Source organism: Sphingomonas colocasiae (assembly GCF_019880585.1).
GTDB lineage: Bacteria > Pseudomonadota > Alphaproteobacteria > Sphingomonadales > Sphingomonadaceae > Sphingobium_A > Sphingobium_A colocasiae.
Genome location: NZ_JAINVV010000004.1, coordinates 1,051,197 through 1,070,693, shown reverse-complemented (window position 1 = coordinate 1,070,693; position 19,497 = coordinate 1,051,197). Strand labels below are relative to the sequence as shown.

Annotated in this window: 25 protein-coding genes and 1 other RNA gene; 14 read left to right on the top strand and 12 right to left on the bottom strand. The window is 64.6% G+C overall.

Annotated features, from left to right (window positions below):
• Positions 1-105: 105 nt before the first annotated feature.
• Genes rimM through ffh form a run of 3 tightly spaced genes read right to left on the bottom strand, consistent with a single transcriptional unit; the run spans position 106 to position 2,661 of the window.
• On the bottom strand, positions 106-591 hold the full coding sequence (gene rimM, locus K7G82_RS11440; RefSeq protein ID WP_222989955.1) for a ribosome maturation factor RimM: 486 nt from the start codon (positions 589-591) through the stop codon (positions 106-108).
• Positions 592-595: 4 nt separating this feature from the next.
• Positions 596-1,156, bottom strand: a complete 561-nt coding sequence (gene rpsP, locus K7G82_RS11435; RefSeq protein ID WP_222989954.1) for a 30S ribosomal protein S16 — start codon at positions 1,154-1,156, stop codon at positions 596-598.
• Between the two features lie 44 nt (positions 1,157-1,200).
• Positions 1,201-2,661 carry a signal recognition particle protein gene (ffh, locus tag K7G82_RS11430; RefSeq protein ID WP_222989953.1) on the bottom strand — a complete coding sequence of 487 codons (1,461 nt, stop codon included), beginning with the start codon at positions 2,659-2,661 and terminating at the stop codon, positions 1,201-1,203.
• A 242-nt stretch (positions 2,662-2,903) separates the two neighbouring features.
• Between ffh and K7G82_RS11425 the strand changes: the two genes are divergently transcribed.
• From K7G82_RS11425 to ispZ, 5 genes are all read left to right on the top strand, one after another.
• Entirely contained in the window at positions 2,904-4,541 is a 1,638-nt protein-coding gene (locus K7G82_RS11425; RefSeq protein WP_222989952.1) for a putative bifunctional diguanylate cyclase/phosphodiesterase, read from the top strand.
• Between the two features lie 82 nt (positions 4,542-4,623).
• A complete protein-coding gene (gene dapF, locus K7G82_RS11420; RefSeq protein WP_222989951.1) occupies positions 4,624-5,430 on the top strand; it encodes a diaminopimelate epimerase in 807 nt (268 codons plus the stop codon).
• 16 nt (positions 5,431-5,446) lie between these two features.
• On the top strand, positions 5,447-6,712 hold the full coding sequence (gene mtaB, locus K7G82_RS11415) for a tRNA (N(6)-L-threonylcarbamoyladenosine(37)-C(2))-methylthiotransferase MtaB (RefSeq protein ID WP_222989950.1): 1,266 nt from the start codon (positions 5,447-5,449) through the stop codon (positions 6,710-6,712).
• Positions 6,709-7,635 carry a signal recognition particle-docking protein FtsY gene (gene ftsY / locus K7G82_RS11410; RefSeq protein WP_222989949.1) on the top strand — a complete coding sequence of 309 codons (927 nt, stop codon included), beginning with the start codon at positions 6,709-6,711 and terminating at the stop codon, positions 7,633-7,635. The genes mtaB and ftsY overlap by 4 nt, the downstream gene beginning before the upstream one ends.
• Positions 7,632-8,243 (top strand): septation protein IspZ, encoded by a 612-nt coding sequence (ispZ, locus tag K7G82_RS11405; protein WP_222989948.1) that lies wholly within the window; start codon positions 7,632-7,634, stop codon positions 8,241-8,243. The genes ftsY and ispZ overlap by 4 nt, the downstream gene beginning before the upstream one ends.
• Before the next feature lie 120 nt (positions 8,244-8,363).
• Here ispZ and K7G82_RS11400 read toward each other — a convergent pair whose 3' ends face one another.
• Positions 8,364-8,987 carry a superoxide dismutase gene (locus K7G82_RS11400; protein ID WP_222989947.1) on the bottom strand — a complete coding sequence of 208 codons (624 nt, stop codon included), beginning with the start codon at positions 8,985-8,987 and terminating at the stop codon, positions 8,364-8,366.
• A gap of 138 nt (positions 8,988-9,125) precedes the next feature.
• A complete protein-coding gene (gene pspF / locus K7G82_RS11395; protein WP_222989946.1) occupies positions 9,126-10,163 on the bottom strand; it encodes a phage shock protein operon transcriptional activator in 1,038 nt (345 codons plus the stop codon).
• A gap of 175 nt (positions 10,164-10,338) precedes the next feature.
• On the opposite strand from pspF, the gene K7G82_RS11390 reads away from it, so the two are divergent.
• From K7G82_RS11390 to K7G82_RS11350, 9 genes are all read left to right on the top strand, one after another.
• Positions 10,339-10,494 carry a hypothetical protein gene (locus K7G82_RS11390; protein ID WP_222989945.1) on the top strand — a complete coding sequence of 52 codons (156 nt, stop codon included), beginning with the start codon at positions 10,339-10,341 and terminating at the stop codon, positions 10,492-10,494.
• 79 nt (positions 10,495-10,573) lie between these two features.
• Positions 10,574-11,245, top strand: coding sequence for a phage shock protein PspA (pspA, locus tag K7G82_RS11385; protein ID WP_222989944.1), 672 nt, complete (start codon positions 10,574-10,576; stop codon positions 11,243-11,245).
• 4 nt (positions 11,246-11,249) lie between these two features.
• Entirely contained in the window at positions 11,250-11,510 is a 261-nt protein-coding gene (pspB, locus tag K7G82_RS11380; protein WP_222989943.1) for an envelope stress response membrane protein PspB, read from the top strand.
• A gap of 33 nt (positions 11,511-11,543) precedes the next feature.
• A complete protein-coding gene (gene pspC / locus K7G82_RS11375; RefSeq protein WP_222989942.1) occupies positions 11,544-11,924 on the top strand; it encodes an envelope stress response membrane protein PspC in 381 nt (126 codons plus the stop codon).
• A 27-nt stretch (positions 11,925-11,951) separates the two neighbouring features.
• Positions 11,952-12,242, top strand: a complete 291-nt coding sequence (locus K7G82_RS11370) for a hypothetical protein (RefSeq protein ID WP_222989941.1) — start codon at positions 11,952-11,954, stop codon at positions 12,240-12,242.
• A 23-nt stretch (positions 12,243-12,265) separates the two neighbouring features.
• A complete protein-coding gene (locus K7G82_RS11365; protein ID WP_246623411.1) occupies positions 12,266-12,601 on the top strand; it encodes a hypothetical protein in 336 nt (111 codons plus the stop codon).
• A gap of 22 nt (positions 12,602-12,623) precedes the next feature.
• Positions 12,624-12,878 carry a DUF632 domain-containing protein gene (locus K7G82_RS11360; RefSeq protein WP_222989940.1) on the top strand — a complete coding sequence of 85 codons (255 nt, stop codon included), beginning with the start codon at positions 12,624-12,626 and terminating at the stop codon, positions 12,876-12,878.
• 33 nt (positions 12,879-12,911) lie between these two features.
• On the top strand, positions 12,912-13,151 hold the full coding sequence (locus K7G82_RS11355) for a hypothetical protein (protein WP_222989939.1): 240 nt from the start codon (positions 12,912-12,914) through the stop codon (positions 13,149-13,151).
• 181 nt (positions 13,152-13,332) lie between these two features.
• Positions 13,333-13,755, top strand: a complete 423-nt coding sequence (locus tag K7G82_RS11350) for a SufE family protein (RefSeq protein ID WP_222989938.1) — start codon at positions 13,333-13,335, stop codon at positions 13,753-13,755.
• A 33-nt stretch (positions 13,756-13,788) separates the two neighbouring features.
• Here the strand turns inward: K7G82_RS11350 and K7G82_RS11345 are convergent, their stop codons facing one another.
• The 7 genes from K7G82_RS11345 to K7G82_RS11315 form a co-directional block, all read right to left on the bottom strand.
• The gene (locus K7G82_RS11345) at positions 13,789-14,112 is read right to left on the bottom strand and encodes a hypothetical protein (RefSeq protein ID WP_222989937.1); all 324 of its coding nucleotides are present in this window, start codon (positions 14,110-14,112) and stop codon (positions 13,789-13,791) included.
• Positions 14,112-14,639 carry a J domain-containing protein gene (locus K7G82_RS11340; protein ID WP_222989936.1) on the bottom strand — a complete coding sequence of 176 codons (528 nt, stop codon included), beginning with the start codon at positions 14,637-14,639 and terminating at the stop codon, positions 14,112-14,114. The genes K7G82_RS11345 and K7G82_RS11340 overlap by 1 nt, the downstream gene beginning before the upstream one ends.
• A gap of 76 nt (positions 14,640-14,715) precedes the next feature.
• On the bottom strand, positions 14,716-15,318 hold the full coding sequence (locus tag K7G82_RS11335) for a Yip1 family protein (protein WP_222989935.1): 603 nt from the start codon (positions 15,316-15,318) through the stop codon (positions 14,716-14,718).
• A 69-nt stretch (positions 15,319-15,387) separates the two neighbouring features.
• Positions 15,388-17,241, bottom strand: coding sequence for a CHASE3 domain-containing protein (locus tag K7G82_RS11330; protein ID WP_222989934.1), 1,854 nt, complete (start codon positions 17,239-17,241; stop codon positions 15,388-15,390).
• Between the two features lie 61 nt (positions 17,242-17,302).
• Positions 17,303-17,677: RNase P RNA component class A (rnpB, locus tag K7G82_RS11325), an RNA gene on the bottom strand.
• Between the two features lie 203 nt (positions 17,678-17,880).
• Positions 17,881-18,513 carry an N-acetylmuramoyl-L-alanine amidase gene (locus K7G82_RS11320; RefSeq protein ID WP_222990269.1) on the bottom strand — a complete coding sequence of 211 codons (633 nt, stop codon included), beginning with the start codon at positions 18,511-18,513 and terminating at the stop codon, positions 17,881-17,883.
• A 47-nt stretch (positions 18,514-18,560) separates the two neighbouring features.
• Positions 18,561-19,463, bottom strand: a complete 903-nt coding sequence (locus K7G82_RS11315; protein WP_343228561.1) for a DMT family transporter — start codon at positions 19,461-19,463, stop codon at positions 18,561-18,563.
• Positions 19,464-19,497 lie beyond the last annotated feature (34 nt).

The following is a 19,497-nucleotide window of genomic DNA, read 5'->3' as shown; positions in this document are numbered from 1 at the left end:
ATGCAGCATTCCTCTATGGCATGACGACGCCCGGAGCAGATTCCTGACGCTTTTTTTCGGGGAATAGGAAATTAGCCGGAGATTCTTCGTCCCGGCACCTGCACGTCAGTCGACGGCAGCGAATTCCGCGTCGATCACCACCCGCTCGCCCCATTCGGGCACGGCCTGGGCATTCATCGGCACCATGAAACGCTTGCCGGTCGGGCGCTCGATCTCGAGAATGTCGCCCGCACCGAAATTCTCGACGGCGACAACCACGCCCAGCACCTCGCCATCGGTCGAGACGGCAGGCCGATCGATCAGATCGGCATGATAATATTCGCCTTCACCCAGTGGCGGCAGCGCATCGCGCGGAACCGCAAGTTCGGTACCACGGCGCTTTTCCGCGGCGGTCCTGTCCGGGATCTCGGCGAAGCGGGCGATGGCGCCCTTGGGCCCATCGCGCACGCTTTTCAGGGTCAGAGCTCCATCGTTGAAGCTCTTGTGCGCCTTCAGCCCCTCCACACCATCGGTGAACAGCTTCAGGCGCACCTCGCCCGTCACGCCATGCGCGCCGATGATGACGGCCAGCGTGACGGTGCGATCGGTCAAGGGATCAACCCTCGGCCTTTTCCTCGGCGGCCGGTTCGGCGGCCGGGGCTTCCTCGGCAACCGCTTCGGCAACGGCTTCAGCTTCGGGCGTCGGCTCTTCGGTCGCGGCCTCGATGGCTTCCGCCGCGACTTCGACGGTTTCGGCCTGCTCGGCGGCAACTTCCTCGGCCGCAGGCTCTTCAACCGGCGCGGGCGCCGCGGCGGCTTCCGCCGCCGCTTCCTCTGCCGCCTTCAGCTTCTCGGCCTTCTCCTCGGCGCGCTCCTTGGCCTTTTCGCCCGGTTCGGCCTTCTTGGGATTGTTGCGCGCGGCGCGCTCCTTGACGCCCGCGGCGTCGAGGAAGCGGGCGACGCGATCGGTGGGCTGCGCGCCGACCGAGAGCCAGTGCTTCGCGCGATCGGCGTCGAGCTTCACGCGCTCGGGCGAATCCTTGGCGAGCAGCGGGTTGTAGGTGCCGATCTTCTCGATGAAGTTGCCGTCACGCGGCGAACGCGCGTCGGCGACGACGATGCGGTAATAAGGACGCTTCTTGGAACCGCCACGCGACAGGCGAATGGAAACTGCCATTTTTCTTCTTCCTTCTTTTCAATATTTTGAATTGATTGAACCGATTACTTCTTGCGAAACTTTCCAAATCCGGGGGGCAGACCCGGCGGACCGCCAAGGCCCGGCAGGCCACCCATGGGCGGCAGCGCGCCGCTGCCCATCACGCCTTCGAGACCGCCGCGACCGAACAGCGCGCCAAGCCCCTTCAACCCGCCCATCTTGCGGATCTTCTTCATCGCGGTCGCCATTTCCTGATGCATCTTGAGCAGCCGGTTGACGTCCTGGACGGTGGTGCCGCTGCCATTGGCGACACGGATCTTGCGCTTGGCGTTGAGCAGTTCGGGCTTGGTGCGCTCCTTGGGCGTCATCGATCCGATGATCGCGTCCATGCGGACAAGGATGCGGTCGTCGACCTGGCCGTTCGCCATGGCGTTCTGGACCTTCTTCACACCGGGCATCATCGATGCGAGCGCCCCCAGGCCGCCCATGCGCTTCATCTGCTGAAGCTGGGCGCGCAGGTCGTTCATGTCGAACTGGCCCTTGGCCATCTTCTGCGCGAGCTTCTCGGCCTCGTCGGCCTGGATCGTCTCGGTCGCGCGTTCGACCAGACTGACGACGTCGCCCATGCCGAGGATGCGCCCGGCGACGCGACTGGGATGGAACGGTTCGATCGCGTCGAGCTTCTCGCCGACGCCCGCGAACTTGATCGGCTTGCCGGTGACCGCGCGCATCGACAGCGCGGCACCGCCGCGCGCATCGCCATCCATGCGGGTGAGCACCACGCCGGTGAGCGGCACCTGCTCCGAAAAGCTCTTGGCGACGTTGACCGCGTCCTGACCGGTCAGCGAGTCGACCACCAGCAGGATTTCCTGCGGCTGGGAGACATCGGCGACCGCCTTCATCTCCTCCATCAGCGCCTGGTCGACATGGAGGCGGCCGGCGGTGTCGAGCATCAGCACGTCGAAGCCCTGAAGCTTCGCGGCGTTGAGCGCGCGGCGCGCGATATCGACGGGCTGCTGCCCGGCGACGATGGGAAGCGTGGCGACGCTGACCTGCCCGCCCAAGGTGGCGAGCTGTTCCTGCGCAGCGGGGCGATTGACGTCGAGCGACGCCATCAGCACCTTCTTGCGCTCCTTTTCGGACAGGCGCTTGGCGAGTTTGGCGGTCGTGGTGGTCTTGCCCGAACCCTGAAGACCGACCATCATGATGATCGCGGGCGGGGTGACGCCCAGCTCGAGTTCGGCGGCGGCGCCGCCTTCCTCGCCGCCCAGCATCTCGACAAGCGCGTCGTTGACGATCTTGACGACCTGCTGGCCGGGGGTGACCGACTTGATCACCTGATGGCCGACGGCGCGTTCCGTGACCTTCTCGACAAAATCGCGAACCACCGGCAGCGCGACATCGGCCTCGAGCAGCGCAATGCGGACTTCGCGCATCGCCGCGCGCACGTCAGCCTCGCCAAGCGCACCGCGCCCGCGCAGGCGATCGAATACGCCGCCCAGCCTTTCGCTCAGAGATTCGAACATCGTCACGCTCCACTTCCGTTCCGACGACCCAGGAAACGCAAGAAACGCCGGCGGACGAAACCTCGTCGGCCAGCGTAAGCCATTTCCTCGCACCATTCGGAACGATCTGGCGCCGCCCATAGCGGGAAGCGCGACCGCGCGCAAGCCGATGTGCCCGCCCCGCCTTCCGGATATGCGCTTAACGCTATTTATACGCATTTCACGCAAGAACGGCGGCTGATCAGGGGAATATGGGGCAGATCATGGGCGGGGAAAGCAGCGAACTTCATCGGCGCAGTTCGGCCGTGAACAGCGCGCGCCGCGACTTGCTGACCGGCGGCATCACCGTCGCCGCCATCCTGCTGTTCGTCGGCACCGGCGGAAATGTGGTGAGCGGCACGATCGACGCGATCACCGGCGTCGGCGGCGGCCCCAATCGCACTGTTGCGATCATGCTGCTGCTCAACGTCGCGCTGATCCTGTTCGGCTGGCGCCGCTACAGCGATCTTGCCCGCGAAGTGCGCGAGCGCACCGCCGCCGAGGAACGCGCGCGCCAGCTCGCCTCCACCGATCCGCTGACCGGATTCCTCAATCGCCGATCGCTTGCAGAGGAAGGCGCCGCGATGCTGGCGCGCGCCGATCGCCGCCAGAAATGCGTCGCGATGCTGATGCTCGATCTCGACAATTTCAAGAACGTCAACGACGTCCACGGCCATGCCACCGGCGACGCGCTGCTGCGCACCGTCTCCTCCGAAATCCAGCGCGCCATGCCCCCGGTGTCGCTTACGGCTCGGCTGGGCGGCGACGAATTCGCCTGCGCATTCCTGTTCGATCCCCAGAACAGCGAAACCGTCGATCGCATCGCCGAACAGATCGTCTCACGCCTGGCGCAGCCCTTCGATGCCGATGGCGCGCACGTCCATATCAGCGTCTCGGTGGGCATCGCGCGCTCGGAGATCGAGTGCGACAGCGTCGAATCGCTGATGCGCCGCGCCGACATCGCCATGTACGCCGCGAAGAATTCGGGCCGGAACCGCTATTGCTGGTTCGACGCCTCGATGGAGCGCGACCTGCAAACGCGCAATGCCGTCGAGGCCGGGCTGCGCACTGGCATCCCGAAGGGTGAGTTCGTCCCCTATTACGAACAGCAGGTCGATCTCGCCACCGGCCGCCTCCACGGTTTTGAGGTGCTGGCGCGCTGGGAAAGCCCGGCGCAAGGTCTGATCTCTCCCGACCAGTTCGTGCCCGTCGCCGAGGAAACCGGCCTGATCGCCGAAATGTCGATGTCGGTGATCCGCCAGGCGATGGAGCACGGCCGCGACTGGGATCCGTCGCTGAGCCTGTCGGTCAACATCTCCCCCGCGCAACTCAAGGATCCCTGGCTGGCGCAGAAGCTGGTCAAGCTGCTGGTGGAAACCGGCTTCCCCGCCAACCGGCTCGAAGTCGAGATCACCGAAAGCTCGCTGTTCGAGAACCTCTCGCTCGCCCAGTCGATCGTCGGCAGCCTGAAGAACCAGGGCATCCGGCTGGCGCTCGACGATTTCGGCACCGGCTACAGCTCGCTCGCCCATCTGCGCGCGCTGCCGTTCGACCGGATCAAGATCGACCGCAGCTTCGTCTCATCGATCAACGAGAATGCCGAAAGCGCCGCGATCGTCAACGCGATCACGCGACTGGGCGACAGCCTGGGCCTGCCCGTCACCGCGGAAGGCATCGAGGACGAAGAGATCATGCAGCGGTTGCGCGTGCTGGGCGTCCACAAGGGCCAGGGCTGGTATTTCGGCAAGCCGATCCCGGTCACCCAGGTCCGCCGCCTGCTGGCCGACAAGCATCTGCTGCCGGCGCTGCGCGCGCGCAACGACGAAACCGATCCGACCGAGACGGTACGCAAGACCGCCTGATCGCCACGCACCGGCATCGAAGCCGCCTTCGCCGCCGCGCGCGGCCATTGCGACTTCACCGGCCAGTCTCTAGATGCGGGCCATGGGCATCGCCTTTCACAAGATGCACGGCCTCGGCAACGACTTCGTCGTGATCGACGCGCGCGTGCAACCGGTCTCGCTGAGCGAGGCGCACATCCGTGCGATCGCCGATCGAAATACCGGTGTGGGCTTCGACCAGCTCATCATCATCGAGGCATCGACCGAGGCCGATGCGCGGATGCGGATCTTCAATGCCGATGGCGGCGAGGTCGAGGCGTGCGGCAACGCCACGCGCTGCGTCGCCCGGCTGCTCGGCAGCGATGTCCGGATCGAAACGCTGGGTGGCATCCTTCATGGTCGCGCGGCCGCCGGCGGCGTCTCCATCGACATGGGCCAGCCGCGTTTCGACTGGCAGACCATCCCGCTCGCCTATGCCATGGACACGCGCGACATGCCGGTCGGCTGGGATGGGCTGGAACGGCCCAGCGCGGTCAATGTCGGCAATCCGCATGTCGTCTTCTTCGTGGCGGACACCCATGCCGTGCCGCTCGACATGCTCGGCCCGCGCATCGAAACCGACGCGCTCTTTCCCGAACGGATCAACGTCAACGTCGCGACGATCACCGGCCCGTCCGCCATCGACCTGCGCGTGTGGGAGCGCGGCGTAGGCCTGACCCGCGCGTGCGGCACCGGCGCCTGCGCGACCGCCGTCGCTGCCATCAGGCTGGGGCTGGCCACCGGCCCGGTCACCGTCAGCCTGCCCGGCGGCGCGCTGGAGATCGCCTGGCAGCCCGGTGAATCGATCATCATGACCGGCGCCGCCACGCATGTCTTCTCGGGCGAGATCGATACTGGCTGGCTTGGCTGATGCGGGGCCGGCCGGCATGAGCGGACCCGAGATCATCACGCTCGGCTGCCGCCTCAACATCGCGGAAAGCGAAGCCATGCGCGCGCTGGCGCCCGCCGGCGACGATCTTGTCATCGTCAATAGCTGCGCGGTGACCGCGGAAGCCGTGCGCCATACGCGCCAGGCCATCCGCCGCGCCCGTCGCGAACGGCCCGACGCGAGGATCGTCGTCACCGGATGCGCCGCGCAGATCGAGCCCGAGCGCTTCGCCGCCATGCCCGAAGTCTCGCTGGTCATCGGCAATCACGAAAAGCTGGACGCGCGCGCCTTCATCGCCGACGGCGCGCGGGTCCGCGTTTCCGACATCATGGCGGTCCGCGAGACCGCCCCGCATCTGGTGTCGAGCTTCGCCGACAATAGCCGCGCCTTTGTCGAGGTGCAGAATGGCTGCGACCATCGCTGCACCTTCTGCGTCATCCCCTATGGCCGCGGCAACAGCCGCTCGGTGCCCGCGGGCGCGGTGATCGAGCGCATCACCGCGCTGGTCGAAGCCGGCTATCGCGAAGTGGTGCTGACCGGCGTCGACCTGACCAGCTACGGCCCCGACCTGCCGGGCAGCCCGACGCTCGGCACCCTGGTCGAACGAATCCTGAAGCATGTCCCCGCCCTGCCCCGGCTTCGCCTCTCTTCACTCGACTCGGTCGAGATCGACGATAAGCTGTTCGCGCTGCTGACGCAGGAACCGCGCGTGATGCCGCATCTGCACCTGTCCTTGCAGGCGGGCGACGACATGATCCTCAAAAGGATGAAGCGCCGCCACAGCCGCGCGCAGGCCGTGGCGATCGTCGAGCGACTGAAGACGGCGCGCCCGGAGATCGCGATCGGCGCAGACCTGATCGCCGGTTTTCCGACCGAGACCGAAGCGATGTTCGCCAATACGCTTGCGCTGATCGACGATTGCGACATCGTTCATGCGCACATCTTCCCCTATTCGCCAAGGACCGGGACCCCCGCCGCGCGCATGCCGCAGGTGGAACGCGAAGTCGCCAAGGCGCGGGCGCGGCGTTTGCGCGAAGCGGCGGCGCGACAGCAGGCGACCTGGCTGAACGGGCTGGTCGGCAGCGTGCATCAGATCTTGATCGAACGCGACGGCGGCGGCCATGCGGGCAATTTCGCGCGCATCAACTCGCTCCGCCTTTCCCGCGAAAGCGGGAAAGGACAGTTCGGGAATGACGTTGGAGGATTATTGAACGTGAAGATCACCGGCGTCGATAACGCCCGGCTTGTCGGCGAACCCGCATGAGCGAAACACCCTGGCACAAGAAACTGATCGGCGGTTTCAAGCGCACGTCCGACAAGCTGGGCGAGAATCTCACCGGCCTGTTCACAAAGTCCGCGCTCGACGAGGACACGCTCGACGAGATCGAGGAAGCGCTGATCGTTTCCGATCTTGGCCCCGGCATGGCCGGCCGCGTACGCGAACGGCTGGCCGATGGCCGTTATGAACGCGGCATCGACGAGGCCGGTATCCGCCAGCTCGTCGCCGAAGAGGTCGAGAAGGTGCTGGCGCCGGTCGCCAGGCCGCTTGAGGTCGAGGCCTTTCCGCGCCCCCAGGTGATCCTGGTGATCGGCGTCAACGGATCGGGCAAGACCACCACCATCGCCAAGCTCGCGCATCTGTTCCTGGAACAGGATTATGGCGTGATGCTGGCGGCGGGCGACACCTTCCGCGCGGCCGCGATCGGCCAGCTCAAGGTGTGGGCTGAACGGATCGGCGTGCCGATCGTCAGCGGCCCCGAAGGCGGCGATTCAGCGGGCATCGTCTGGGATGCGGTCAAGCAGGCGACGGCGACGGGCATCGACGTGCTGATCGTCGACACCGCCGGGCGACTGCAGAACAAGCGCGAACTGATGGACGAGCTCGCCAAGATCCGCCGCGTGCTCGGCCGCCTCAATCCGGCGGCGCCGCACGATGTCGTGCTCGTGCTCGATGCGACGACCGGGCAGAACGCGCTGTCGCAGATCGAGATCTTCAAGGAGGTCGCAGGCGTGACCGGGCTGGTGATGACCAAGCTGGACGGCACCGCGCGCGGCGGCGTGCTGGTGGCGGCGGCCGAGAAATTCGGCCTGCCGATCCATGCCATCGGCGTCGGGGAGACGCTGGACGATCTGCGCCCCTTCGATCCGAAGGAACTGGCCGGGGCGATTGCGGGAACCGAGCGATGAGCGAAGACGCGGCGAAACAGAACAAGCACCCCGGCGGATTGGGCATGGCGCTCGATTTCGGGCCGCTGCTGGTTTTCTTCCTCACCTATAAATTCACCGGCGTGATCGCCGGAACGATCGCTTTCATGGCAGCGATCGCGATCGCGGTGATCATCTCCAAGCTGAAGCTGGGCAAGGTCTCGCCGATGCTCTGGCTGTCGGCGATCCTGGTCATCGGTTTCGGCGCGCTGACCGTCTATTTCAACGATCCCAGATTCATCCAGATCAAGCCGACGATCATCTATCTGCTGTTCTCGATCAGCCTGTTCGTCGGCTTGGCGATGAAGAAGCCGCTGCTCAAATTCCTGCTGCAGGCGGCTTATGACGGGCTGGACGAGGCCGGCTGGATGAAGCTTTCGCGCAACTGGGCGATCTTCTTCGCGGGCATGGCGCTGCTCAACGAAGCGATGCGCGCGCTGCTCGACTTCGACCTGTGGCTGACCCTGAAGGTATGGGGCGTCACCATATTGTCGATGGTCTTCGCGCTCGCCAACATTCCGATGATGATGCGCCACGGGCTGTCCATGGAACCGAAGGACGTGGTCGAAGAAAAACCGGCGGAGGGCTGACCCCCGCCGGTTTTTCTCGCAATCCATGGATTGCGCCGCGATTTGCAACTCGCGGCGCAATCGAGAGGCTGTGCCCCCTCCGGATTGCGCCGCTCGCGATCATCACGGATCAGGCCATGATCACTGCGCCTGATCGGCGCGCTCGACGCCCTTTCCGTCGAGATTCTGCTCGACGAACGACCAGTTGATCAGCGACTTCAACACCGCATCCAGATAGTTCGGCCGCGCATTGCGATAATCGACATAATAGGCGTGTTCCCAGACATCGAGCGTCAGCAGCGGCTTGAGATCGGGATAGACGACCGGCGTGTCGGCATCGTGGAGCGAGGTGACGGCAAGCTTGCCGTCCTTGAGCACCAGCCAGCCCCAGCCGGAACCGAAATGGCCGACCGATTCGTCCTTGAGCTTGGCGATCAGTGCATCGGTCGATCCGAAGGCTTCGTCGATCAGCGCCTGCAGCGCGGCCGACGGCGCGGCGCTCTCGGGCGTCAGGCACTGCCAGAAGAAGCTGTGATTCCAGATCTGCGCGGCGTTGTTGAAGAGGCCCTTGTCGCCATCGGCCTTCGCCTTTTCGATGGTCTGGACGAGCGTCAGCCCTTCCAGTCCCTTTTCGCCGATCCAGCCATTGACCTTGTCGACATAGGCCTTGTGATGCTTGCCATGATGATAGTCGAACGTCTCTGCCGACATATGCGGCTCGAGCGCGCTCTTGTCATAGGGCAGGTCGGGAAGTGTGAAAGCCATTCGTTCCTCCGATTTGGGATGCGTCTGCTCAACGCCTCAAGTGCGATTTTGTCTCGTGGATTTTCGTTTCGGGGCTGAAAGCGAAATTTGAGAAGGCCTGTATCCGGCCGAGAGCCGAATCAAACCCGGGGCCAGTTATCAGAGCAGGTCGTGACGCTTCAACGCATGACGAAGCTGATCATAGCTGAGATTGAGGCTTTTGGCGGTCGCACGCTGGTTGAAGCGGTTGCGCGACAATGCCGCCTCCAGAATGCGCCGTTCATGTGCGTCGACCGCGCGGCGCAGATCGGTCACCTCCGCCGTGTCCGCTTCCTGCACGATGCGCGGCGCGACGGGCGCCGGATCGGCCGATGGCGAGGGCGGCCGCTCGACGCTCCCCTTCTCCGCCGCGGCGCGCGGGCGCCAGGGTGAAGCGAAGGGATCAAAGATGATATGATCGACCGGACGCTCCGGATCATCCCAGCGATAGACCGCGCGCTCGATCACGTTGCGCAGTTCGCGGACATTGCCCGGCCAGTCATGCGCGAGCAACTCCTCTAACGCATCCGCGGAAAAACCCGGCCAGTGCGGCCAATCGAGTTCGGCCGCCATGCGCCGCGCGAAATGATCGGCCAGCACGGGCACATCGCCCTCTCGCGCACGGAGCGGCGGCAACGTCACCACCTCGAAGCTCAGCCGGTCGAGCAGGTCGGCGCGAAACCGGCCACCATCGACCAAAGCCGGCAGATGCTCGTTGGTGGCGGCGACGATCCGGACATCGACGCGCACGGCGTTGTTCGCGCCGATGCGCGTGATCTCCCCATATTCGACGGCGCGCAGCAACCGTTCCTGCGCCGATGCGGACAATGTCGCCAGTTCGTCGAGGAACAGCGTGCCCCCATCGGCCTCCTCGAAACGGCCGGCGCGTGCGCGCGTCGCGCCGGTAAAGGCACCGGCTTCGTGTCCGAACAGCTCGGCCTCGATCAAAGTCTCGGGCAGCGCCGCGCAATTGATCGTGACCAGGGGCCCATCCCAGCGCTGGCTGAGGCGATGAAGACGCTCGGCCACAAGCTCCTTGCCGGTGCCGCGTTCGCCGATCACCAGCACCGGACGGTTGAGCGCCGCCGCGCGGCTGGCGCGCTCCACCGAGTCCAGAAAGGCGGTGGATTGGCCGATAAAGCTGCTGTCACGATCCATGCCCATGAGTTAGCGAAATTTGCCAAATTTTGGCAATAAAAATCTGGCACACAAGGCCAATCAAAGCAAAAATCTGGCGCTTTTCCGCCATTTTCCAAAACTGGCACGGCATATGCTTATTGGAGAGCAAGCCATCAAGGCCACACACTCAGGCCAAGTTTCAGGGAGTTTTCCAATGACCAGCATCACCGAAAACCGGGTTGCCAAGACCTTCACCGCCATCGTCTGCACCGTGCTGTTCAGCGCCACCTGCGTCTTGAGCGCGGTCGGCCCGGCACGCGCCGCCGAAACCGGCGCGCACGAAGCCCCCGTCGTCCGGCCGCTGGCCTGACGACAAACACGGCCGGGGCGGTATCCCTTGCGCCGCCCCGGCCCCTTGTTCGACCAGACTTTAGTTTAGGAGTTTCCAGATGGGCATTTTCTCTCGGACCCGCGACATCATCGCCGCCAATGTCACCGACCTGCTCGACAAGGCCGAAGATCCCGCGAAGATGATCCGCATGATCATCCTCGAAATGGAGGAGACGCTGGTCGAGGTTCGTGCATCGGCCGCGCGGACGATCGCGGATCAGAAAGAAATGCGCCGCCACATCGTGAAGCTGGAAAAGCTCCAGGAAAGCTGGATGGAAAAGGCCGAGCTGGCGATGTCCAAGGATCGCGAGGATCTGGCCAAGGCCGCGCTGATGGAGCGCCAGAAGGCGGCCGACATGGCCGAACAGCTCCACTCGGAGATCACTGTGCTCGACGATGCGCTGCGCGCCTCGGAAGAGGATATCGCCAAGCTTCAGGCGAAACTGCGCGAAGCGCGCGCTCGCCAGAACTCGATCGTCACCCGGCTGGAAAGCGCGCAGAACCGCGCCCGGGTGCGCGAAGCCTATGCCGGCCAGAAAGTGGAAGACGCCTTTTCGCGCTTCGAACTGCTCGAACGCCGCGTGGACATGGCCGAAGGTCGCGCCGATGCCCTGTCACTGGGCGCGCCCGGCAAGACGCTGGAAGAGGAGATCGCCGAGCTGCGCTCGTCCGAGAAGGTCGATGCCGAGCTTGCCGCGCTGAAGGCCCGGACGACCGGCCAGGAGGGCTGAGTCGATGGAGGACCTCGTCCCCGCCCTCGCGGTCGTCGCGATCTTCATCGGAATGCCCTGGATCATCCTCCACTATGTCACGCAGTGGAAGCGGGCCGGCAACATCACCCGAGAGGACGAAAACCTGCTCGACGAGCTCCACGAGACCGCGCGACGGCTCGATGACCGGCTCCACAGCATCGAGCGCATCGTCGCCGCCGACAATCCCAACTGGCGTCTCGGCGACACCACGTCGCAGATCGACCGCCTTCAAGACCGCCGCTGAGCGGCCGCCGTTTCGACAGGGAGGAACATCATCATGTCCGCCAGCCGCACCAAATTCTATCTCGACAAGCAGAACCGCAAATGGCTGGGCGTCTGCGCCGGGATCGCCGACTATACGGGCATCGACGCGACCTGGGTGCGCGTCGGCGCCGTGCTGCTCACTCTGATGGGCGGTTTTCCATGGACGCTGATCGCCTATTGGGTGGCGGCCTGGATCGCCAATCCCAAGCCCGCCGGCCTCTATGCCGATGCCGAGGATCAGAAATTCTGGCAGGGCGTCCGCCGTTCACCGGCGCGAAGCACTCGCGAGGTCCGTTCCAAGTTCCGCGACATCGATCGCCGGCTGGCCGATCTCGAACTCTATTACACCAGCCGCAACACCGCTCTCGCCGACGAGATCGAGCGGCTGCGCTGATTGAACGACGCATAGGGGAGAAACAGGATGAGCTGGGCTGGACCGGGTTTCATCGTCGCCATCATCGCGATCAGCACCCTGGGTTGGGTATTCACAAGCTGGATCCGGGCGCGTCACGGCTATCCTCTGGAAGGCGAATGGGGCGGCACCGTTGATCGAAGCAATCCGGGCGCCGATCGAAAAATCGAACTGCTTTCAAACGAAAATGGCCAGTTGAAGGATCAGATCGGCAGGCTGGAGGAGCGGATCGCGGTGCTCGAACGGATCGCCACCGACCGCACCGGCCGCCTGTCCGACGAAATCGACGCACTGCGCTGAACCCGACTGGGAAAGGGGAAATCATGGAAGACAAGCTGACAGTGGCGCAGGGCATCATTCAGTCCCTGGGGCCGGTGCTGGGCATCATCGTCGTCGCGGCGGTCGCGGGATGGGTGATCACCACCTGGATGCGCATCCGCCACGGCTATCCGCTCGACGGCGCATGGGGCCAGGCGGTCTATCCGCGCAAGAACGACGAGGCGGTTGAGCGGGTGAAGCTGCTGACGCAGGAAAATGCGCAGCTTCGCGCCGAGATCGGATCGATCAAGGATCGCCTCGCCAATGTCGAGCGCATCGTGACCGACGAGGCCCACTCGCTGACCCGCGAGATCGAGCAGCTTCGCGGCAAGACCAACTGAGAATAGTTCGGAGGAACGAGAAATGAACCCGTTCGAAATGGTGGTGCTGATCGTGGCGATCGTGATGATCGCCAGCGTTTTCCGCGCCAAGTATCGCAGCGGCGGCAAGCATGAGCATGGCAATGGCATGCCGGCTCGCGATGCGGATTCCGACCGCCTGCGCGATGAAGTGAAGCAGTTGAAGGAACGGATCGCGGTGCTGGAGCGCCTGGCGACCGACAGTACGAGCAGCCTCGATCGCGAGATCGAAAAGCTCAGGGATCGCGATCGGGTCTGACCACCCGATCGATCGAAGAGATGGGGAAGACAAATGACCGACCCTTATTCCATCGTCATCATCGCCCTCTCCGCCCTGTCGGGGATCGGCATCCTGACCGTCGGCGCGCTACGCGGCTGGCGGGGGTGGCTGGAGCTGAAGCGCGCCGAGCTTCAGCAACACGCACGCAGCAGCGAGATCGCACCCAGTTCGGCGGGATCGCGTATCGAGATCGCCGATCTCAAGGAACGCATCCGCAAGCTCGAAGCGATCGCGGCGGGCGTGGACCTGTGACCGGCCGGCGCAGATCCACGGCAAGCCTGTTCGGACGGATGATGGAGCAGGCAGAAGCCCTGCCGGCGCATGCGCCACGGCCTCGCCGCTCCGTCACCACCGAACCGCCCAGGCCGGCTCCATTTCCGCCCGCCGCCTGACGAGCGTTGCCGCCCCCGCCCGCTGCCGCTAAGCGCGGCACATGGCCGATCCAACGCTCGACGATATTCGCGAAGAATATGAATTCCTCGATGGCGACGACCGCTATCGCCTCTTGATCGATCTGGGTCGCGCGCTCGACCCGATGCCCGACGCTCTCAAGACCGACGCCACATTGGTCCGCGGCTGCTCCGCAGCCGTCTGGGTTTACCCTACGGTGACGGATGATAGCCGGCTCCATTTCCTGGCCGACAGCAACGCCGCGATCACCAAGGGCATCATCGCGCTCATTCTCAGGATCGTCCAGAACCGGACAGGGGCGGAGATACTCGCGCTCGACATAGAAGGCGCGCTCGCGCCATTCGATCTTCGAAACCAGCTCAGTTCGAACCGGACGCAGGGGATTCCCAACATGATCGCGCTGATCCGGGAAACCGCCGGGCGTTACGCAAACACCGCGCGATAACCCATCGCTCCAGCGCCAGCCGGAAGCGACGGATCAAGCCTCGGGCACCATCGGGTCCCCCTCCCCCAACCCCACCGCTTCGATGATCTCGTCCAAGGGAGCCCCCGGCTTCACCAACAGCCAGTCGCGCGGACGATGGGCATCGACCATCGTCACCGCATGGCGCGGACAGACGCCGAGACATTTCACTTCCACGATACCGACCGGCGCCTTGCGCCCCTTCTTGCCGCCCAGTTCCTTCTTGAGCACCTTCGCGAGCGGCGTCTTGCCCCTGGGGCCGAAGCCGCCATGCTGGCGCTTCGAGCATTTGCGGCAGATCAGCAGTGCCGTCCGCCAGTTGGAACGGACCAGGCGCATCAGCGCGGGCGCCGCTCCTCGGCCTGGCGCAAGATCTCGAACGCCGCCTGGATCGACTGGAAACGTACCGCGGCCGCCGCGTCGCCGGGCTTCACATCGGGATGATTTTCCTTGGCCAGCCGGCGCCACGCCTTCTTGATCGCCTCGAAATCGGCATCATCCTCAAGCTCGAGCGCTTTCAGCGCATTGAGTTCGTCCCGCGATCGTGAGCCATCACCAGGGCCGCCCCAGCCATAATGGCGAGCCTGCTCGAATCCGGACGCTTCGCGTCGCTCGCGCGCCTCGCGCGCGGCGGCTTCCTCAGCCGTCAGACCTTCGAAATAATTCCAGTTCCGATTATATTCGCCGGCATGTTCCTCGCAGAAATACCAGCGCTCATTGCTGTTCGGTGATTTGGGGGCCGGCCGATCACCGGGGCGGTCGCAACCCTCCCGGTCGCACAGCCTTACCTTCGTCGTCTCGCGCGACGATCCATAGCCGCGCCAGCGGGGAAAGCCCCAGTCATAGGATCGGGAAGATCGGGTCATTGCTCCCGATGTAGCGAAGCGGCCCGCAGGCGCAATGGGCGCGCACCGGAATTTCCCGGCGCGCGCCCATCAAAGTTCAACCGATCGCCGCGGCGCCCACGGCCGCGCTGCCGACAATCGCGGCGATAATCGCCGCGCCCAGGATCATGTTGATCACGAAGCTCAGCACGATCCAGATCACGACCACCACCGCCGTGTAGCCGCCGGTCTTCGCTTCCGGAACCGCCATCAAAGGCGTCGAGCCGAGATAGATGAGGTAGATGCCATAAGCCAGGCCGGCCAGCATCGCGATGATGTTGAGCCCCGGCACGATGTTGAGAATGCCGGCCACCCATACCGGGGTCGAAGCATAGACGATCAGCTTCAGACCCGCCTGCGCGGTGTTCTTGCCGTCAAAGCTCGGCGCGAGCGCGCCTGAGATGATTCCCATCAGGAAAACCACGCCCAGGCTGATCGCGAAGCTGACGAGCGCGGACACGATCACGAAATTGATTCCGAAGCCGAAGCCGAGCGCGCTCGTGAAAAGCACGCCGGACAGGATCGAGCCGATCATCGGAATCACCGACAATATCGCCGCATAGGTCATCAAACTGCCCGTCGACGCAGGCTCCGCTGCAATCACCGGCCATTCGGTCTTGGGGGTCAGAAGAATATTTTTCGCACGATCGACAATGCTCATGGAAACCGCCTCCCTGTTGCCGGGACGGAACGTGACGCATTCGCGCCCAACTGTAAACAGGACTCCCGATCAGGCTTCGTCGAGGACGCCGCGGACCTTCCTGGCGAGTTGCGCGATCGAATAAGGCTTGGCGAGAAAATTGACGCCCGCATCGAGCCGGCCGTTATGAACCACCGCATTCCGCGTATAGCCGGTCGTGTAAAGGATGCGGAGATCCGGGCATTTGACCAATGCCGCCTCCGCAAGACGACGGCCGTCCATTTCGGGCATCACCACATCGGTGAAAAGCAGAGCGACCCTGGGCTGCTCGTCCAGCAGCGCCAATGCCTCGGCCGCGCCGCCGGCCGAAATCGCCGTATAGCCCAGCTCACGCAGGGCATCGACCGAGAAATGGCGGACGCGCTGCTCATCCTCGACCACCAGGATCACTTCTTCGACGCTGCCCATCGGCATCTCGGTTTCGGTGGCCGGCGGATGCGCCGGTTCCGCCGCACCGAAGAAGCGCGGAAGATAGAGCTTGATCGTGGTGCCCTCACCCGGCTCCGAATAGATCGCGACATGTCCGCCCGACTGTTTGACGAAACCGAAAACCTGGCTGAGCCCAAGCCCCGTTCCCTTGCCGATGGGTTTGGTCGTGAAAAAGGGATCGAAGGCCCGCTCCATCACCTCCGCACTCATGCCGCCGCCCGTATCGGTAATGCAGATCAGCACATATTGGCCGGCCCGGATTTCGGCCCGGGCCGCTGCATAGGCATCGTCGAGATGCGCATTGGCGGTCTCGATCGTGAGCTTGCCGCCGCCGGGCATGGCATCGCGCGCGTTCACCGCGAGATTGACGATCGCGTTTTCGAGTTGACCGATATCGGCATGGGTCCGCCACAGGCCGCCAGCCAACACGGTTTCCACCATCACCTGTTCGCCCAGCGTCCGCCTGAGCAGTTCGGACATGGATGCGACCAGCTTGTTCGCATCGACCGGCTCGGGCGCGAGCGGCTGTTGTCTTGAAAAGGCGAGCAATCGCGCGGTCAGCGTGGCCGCGCGCTCGGCGCCCTCGCGCGCATGGCCGATCGATGTGAGCGCGCGCGCAGGATCGTTCGCCAGCCGACGCTGAGCAAGATCGAGGCTGCCGAGTACGATGGCGAGCATATTGTTGAAATCATGCGCGATCCCGCCGGTGAGCTGTCCGATCGATTCCATCTTCTGAATCTGCCGAAGCGCGTTTTCGGCATTTTCGCGCGCCGCCATCTGTTCCCGCAACGCGGCGGACGCAGCCTGGGCTTCATCGCGAGCCACGCGCATTTCCGCGAACTGGGTGCGTTGAGAGCGCCACCAGAGCAAAAGAGTCAGAAGCAGGATCGCCAGTCCGACGACAAGGCCCAGCATCAGCATGAAGGCGCGATGCGCGACCCGTTCCTGGCCGAACTCGATGGACTGGCGGGCGCTCGCCCGTTCGACACCGATGATCGTGCGGATCTGATCCATCAGATCGATGCCCTGATCGGTATCGACGAGCGAGACCGCCGAGCCCCCTTTGCCTGCGCGCACCAGATCGATGGTCCGCTGCATCTCCGCGAACTTGCGCTCGACCAGCGGCCTCAGCCGCGCAACCACCGCCGCACCGTCCGATGAGTGACGTCGCGCGTCATCGAGCGCTGGATCGATGCGCGACCGCCCCGAATCATAGGGAACCAGATATCGGGCATCGCCCGTCAGCACATAGCCCCGTTGCCCGATCTCCCCATCCTTGAGCGCGGACAGGGTTTCCGTCAGCGCCGCATGATAGGTGAACACCCGGCGCGCTTCCACGGCTTCCTGGGACTGTTCATGCGCAACCCAAAGGCTGCCGACCACCATCGCCACAAGCAGGGCGAAGCCGAGCAGCACCGGCGACATCGAACGGACCGAGCGATTTCCCCCCAGCATGCAAAGAGTTGGTAGCGCAACAACCATATCTGGCAAGTGCGTTGCGCAACGCGAGGAAGAGAGTGCCAGAGGGCCTGTAAGCCGGGTTCTGTCCGTCCCGGCGAACCGGGACTGGGCGACCATTCCTCTAGCCCCCGATTCGCATCGGGGGTCAAGCAACCAACCCGGACGACCGGCCGGAATGAGGCCATATGCCGTCCCTATTCGGTCTTGCTCCCGGTGGGGTTTACCATGCCGCTTCCGTTACCGGCCGCGCGGTGCGCTCTTACCGCACCCTTTCACCCTTACCCCGTGCCGAGGCGCGGGGCGGTCTGCTCTCTGTGGCACTGTCCCTGGGGTCGCCCCCGCCGGGCGTTACCCGGCACCGTCATTCCGTGGAGCCCGGACTTTCCTCGCCCCCGTCTTGCGACGAGGCCGCGGCCGCCCGGCCCTCTGGCCGGGGCGCTATAGAGCCGGATCGTTCGAGGTGAAAGCATTTCATGCTTCCGCCGAGAGCGTGAAGCGGGCTCTTATCGAATTTGACGCAATGGCATGCTCATACGCGATCTCGAAGATGCTGACGCATCCTCGATCGGTTCGCTCAAGCGCCGCGCGGGCTGATACCGAGTCTCGACGAGTCAGGCTCATCGAGCCCCGGTATCAGTCGTCGCCCTGCGGTCGCGGCAGCAAAAGCGCGAGCAGGATCGCCCGGCATTCGCCATCGATCTCGCCATCGATCAGTTCGGGCCGGAAGCGACGCTGAAAGGCGACGACGGCCGCCAGCGGATCGGCGACCTCGTACCCGAAGCGTTCGAGCGCCAGCAGGAAACCGGCATCGGACCATTCGGGATCGAGCAGATTGCGCGTCGGCCGCGGCAGCGCGAGGCGGAGGCGCGCCAGCCGCCCCCACGGGAAAAGCTCGCCCGGATCGCGCTTCCGCGTGGGTGCGATATCCGAATGGCCGACGATGTTGCCGCGCGTGATCGCATAGCGATCCTTGATATCCGCGACGAGCGGGATGAGCGCCTCGATCTGCGGATCGGGAAACGGGCGATAGCCATGGTCATGCCCGGGATTGACGATCTCGATCCCGATACTGGCGCTGTTGATATCGGTGATACCGCGCCAGTGCGAACGGCCGGCATGCCAGGCGCGCTTGTCCTCGGGAACCAGGCTGACCAGCCGGCCGTCCTCATCGACCAGATAATGGGCGGAGACCTTCGCTTCCGGATCGGTCAGCCGCGCGAGCGCGACATCTGCATCGACCATACCGGTATAATGCAGCACGATCATCGAAACCGGTACGGCGCGATCGTCGAAATTTGGAGACGGCCTGTCGATCAAGCTGATTTGCCCTCCCCCTCATTCACACGCGCGGTGCGGATGGTGACGATCGCCACCCCCGCCAGCGCGACCACGCCGCCCGCGATCATAAGCGGCGTCAACGGCGTGGCAAAGAAAAGCGACGCCACCACCACCGAAATCACCGGCGCCGCCAGCGTCAGCGGCACGACCGCGCTGACGGCATGGCGCTGCAGCAGCCACGACATCGCCCCATGCCCGCCGATCGTCGATCCGATCGCGGAAAAGGCGATCCAGCCGAAATCGCCGAGCGGCAGATCGGGCAGCGAGCGGACCACGTCGGATTCGAAGCCGACCGCGACCGGCACCAGCACGATCGTGCCGACCAGCCCCATCCAGGCATAGATGGTGAGCACGGGCACGCCGCGCAGCCGCCGCTGGATCAGCGAGGACACCGCCCAGATGAAGCTGCCCGCCGCCGTCAGCAACATGCCGGGGATTTCGCGTCCGGCGGCCGGATCGAAGACCAGCAATGCAACGCCGAGAAAGGCGAGGCCCATGCCCGCCATGCGGATGAAATGGATGCGTTCGCCAAGGAACACCACGGCGAGGATCATCGAGAAGGGAACACCCACCTGCCCCGCGATCGCGAGCGCGCTGACATTGTCGGCGACGAACAGGGACGCGTTGACGAACATGTAGAAAATGCCGCCCGACAACAGGCCGAGCCCGATCAGTTCGCGCATCCGCCCCGGCACGATGCGGAGCGCCGACGCGCAGACCATGAAGACGATCGCCTGGCGAAGCGCCGCGGCGGTGAACGGGCCGGTCGCTTCCACGCCCATCTTCACGGCGATGATGTTGAGGCCCCACAGGACGTTCATCATCGCCGCGACAAGCAGGTCACGGGTGCCGAAGCGGATCGGGGCCGGGGCAGTCACCCGCTTGGCCATAAAGGCTGATGGCGCGTGGTGG

Excerpts from the sequence above, each read along its gene's own strand:
- rpsP (WP_222989954.1), bottom strand. The coding sequence starts at position 1,156 with ATGGCAGTTTCCATTCGCCTGTCGCGTGGCGGTTCCAAGAAGCGTCCT.
- ffh (WP_222989953.1), bottom strand. The coding sequence starts at position 2,661 with ATGTTCGAATCTCTGAGCGAAAGGCTGGGCGGCGTATTCGATCGCCTG.
- K7G82_RS11425 (WP_222989952.1), top strand. The coding sequence starts at position 2,904 with ATGGGCGGGGAAAGCAGCGAACTTCATCGGCGCAGTTCGGCCGTGAAC.
- dapF (WP_222989951.1), top strand. The coding sequence starts at position 4,624 with ATGGGCATCGCCTTTCACAAGATGCACGGCCTCGGCAACGACTTCGTC.
- mtaB (WP_222989950.1), top strand. The coding sequence starts at position 5,447 with ATGAGCGGACCCGAGATCATCACGCTCGGCTGCCGCCTCAACATCGCG.
- ftsY (WP_222989949.1), top strand. The coding sequence starts at position 6,709 with ATGAGCGAAACACCCTGGCACAAGAAACTGATCGGCGGTTTCAAGCGC.
- ispZ (WP_222989948.1), top strand. The coding sequence starts at position 7,632 with ATGAGCGAAGACGCGGCGAAACAGAACAAGCACCCCGGCGGATTGGGC.
- K7G82_RS11400 (WP_222989947.1), bottom strand. The coding sequence starts at position 8,987 with ATGGCTTTCACACTTCCCGACCTGCCCTATGACAAGAGCGCGCTCGAG.
- pspF (WP_222989946.1), bottom strand. The coding sequence starts at position 10,163 with ATGGATCGTGACAGCAGCTTTATCGGCCAATCCACCGCCTTTCTGGAC.
- K7G82_RS11390 (WP_222989945.1), top strand. The coding sequence starts at position 10,339 with ATGACCAGCATCACCGAAAACCGGGTTGCCAAGACCTTCACCGCCATC.
- pspA (WP_222989944.1), top strand. The coding sequence starts at position 10,574 with ATGGGCATTTTCTCTCGGACCCGCGACATCATCGCCGCCAATGTCACC.
- pspB (WP_222989943.1), top strand. The coding sequence starts at position 11,250 with ATGGAGGACCTCGTCCCCGCCCTCGCGGTCGTCGCGATCTTCATCGGA.
- pspC (WP_222989942.1), top strand. The coding sequence starts at position 11,544 with ATGTCCGCCAGCCGCACCAAATTCTATCTCGACAAGCAGAACCGCAAA.
- K7G82_RS11370 (WP_222989941.1), top strand. The coding sequence starts at position 11,952 with ATGAGCTGGGCTGGACCGGGTTTCATCGTCGCCATCATCGCGATCAGC.
- K7G82_RS11365 (WP_246623411.1), top strand. The coding sequence starts at position 12,266 with ATGGAAGACAAGCTGACAGTGGCGCAGGGCATCATTCAGTCCCTGGGG.
- K7G82_RS11360 (WP_222989940.1), top strand. The coding sequence starts at position 12,624 with ATGAACCCGTTCGAAATGGTGGTGCTGATCGTGGCGATCGTGATGATC.
- K7G82_RS11355 (WP_222989939.1), top strand. The coding sequence starts at position 12,912 with ATGACCGACCCTTATTCCATCGTCATCATCGCCCTCTCCGCCCTGTCG.
- K7G82_RS11350 (WP_222989938.1), top strand. The coding sequence starts at position 13,333 with ATGGCCGATCCAACGCTCGACGATATTCGCGAAGAATATGAATTCCTC.
- K7G82_RS11345 (WP_222989937.1), bottom strand. The coding sequence starts at position 14,112 with ATGCGCCTGGTCCGTTCCAACTGGCGGACGGCACTGCTGATCTGCCGC.
- K7G82_RS11340 (WP_222989936.1), bottom strand. The coding sequence starts at position 14,639 with ATGACCCGATCTTCCCGATCCTATGACTGGGGCTTTCCCCGCTGGCGC.
- K7G82_RS11335 (WP_222989935.1), bottom strand. The coding sequence starts at position 15,318 with ATGAGCATTGTCGATCGTGCGAAAAATATTCTTCTGACCCCCAAGACC.
- K7G82_RS11330 (WP_222989934.1), bottom strand. The coding sequence starts at position 17,241 with ATGCTGGGGGGAAATCGCTCGGTCCGTTCGATGTCGCCGGTGCTGCTC.
- K7G82_RS11320 (WP_222990269.1), bottom strand. The coding sequence starts at position 18,513 with ATGATCGTGCTGCATTATACCGGTATGGTCGATGCAGATGTCGCGCTC.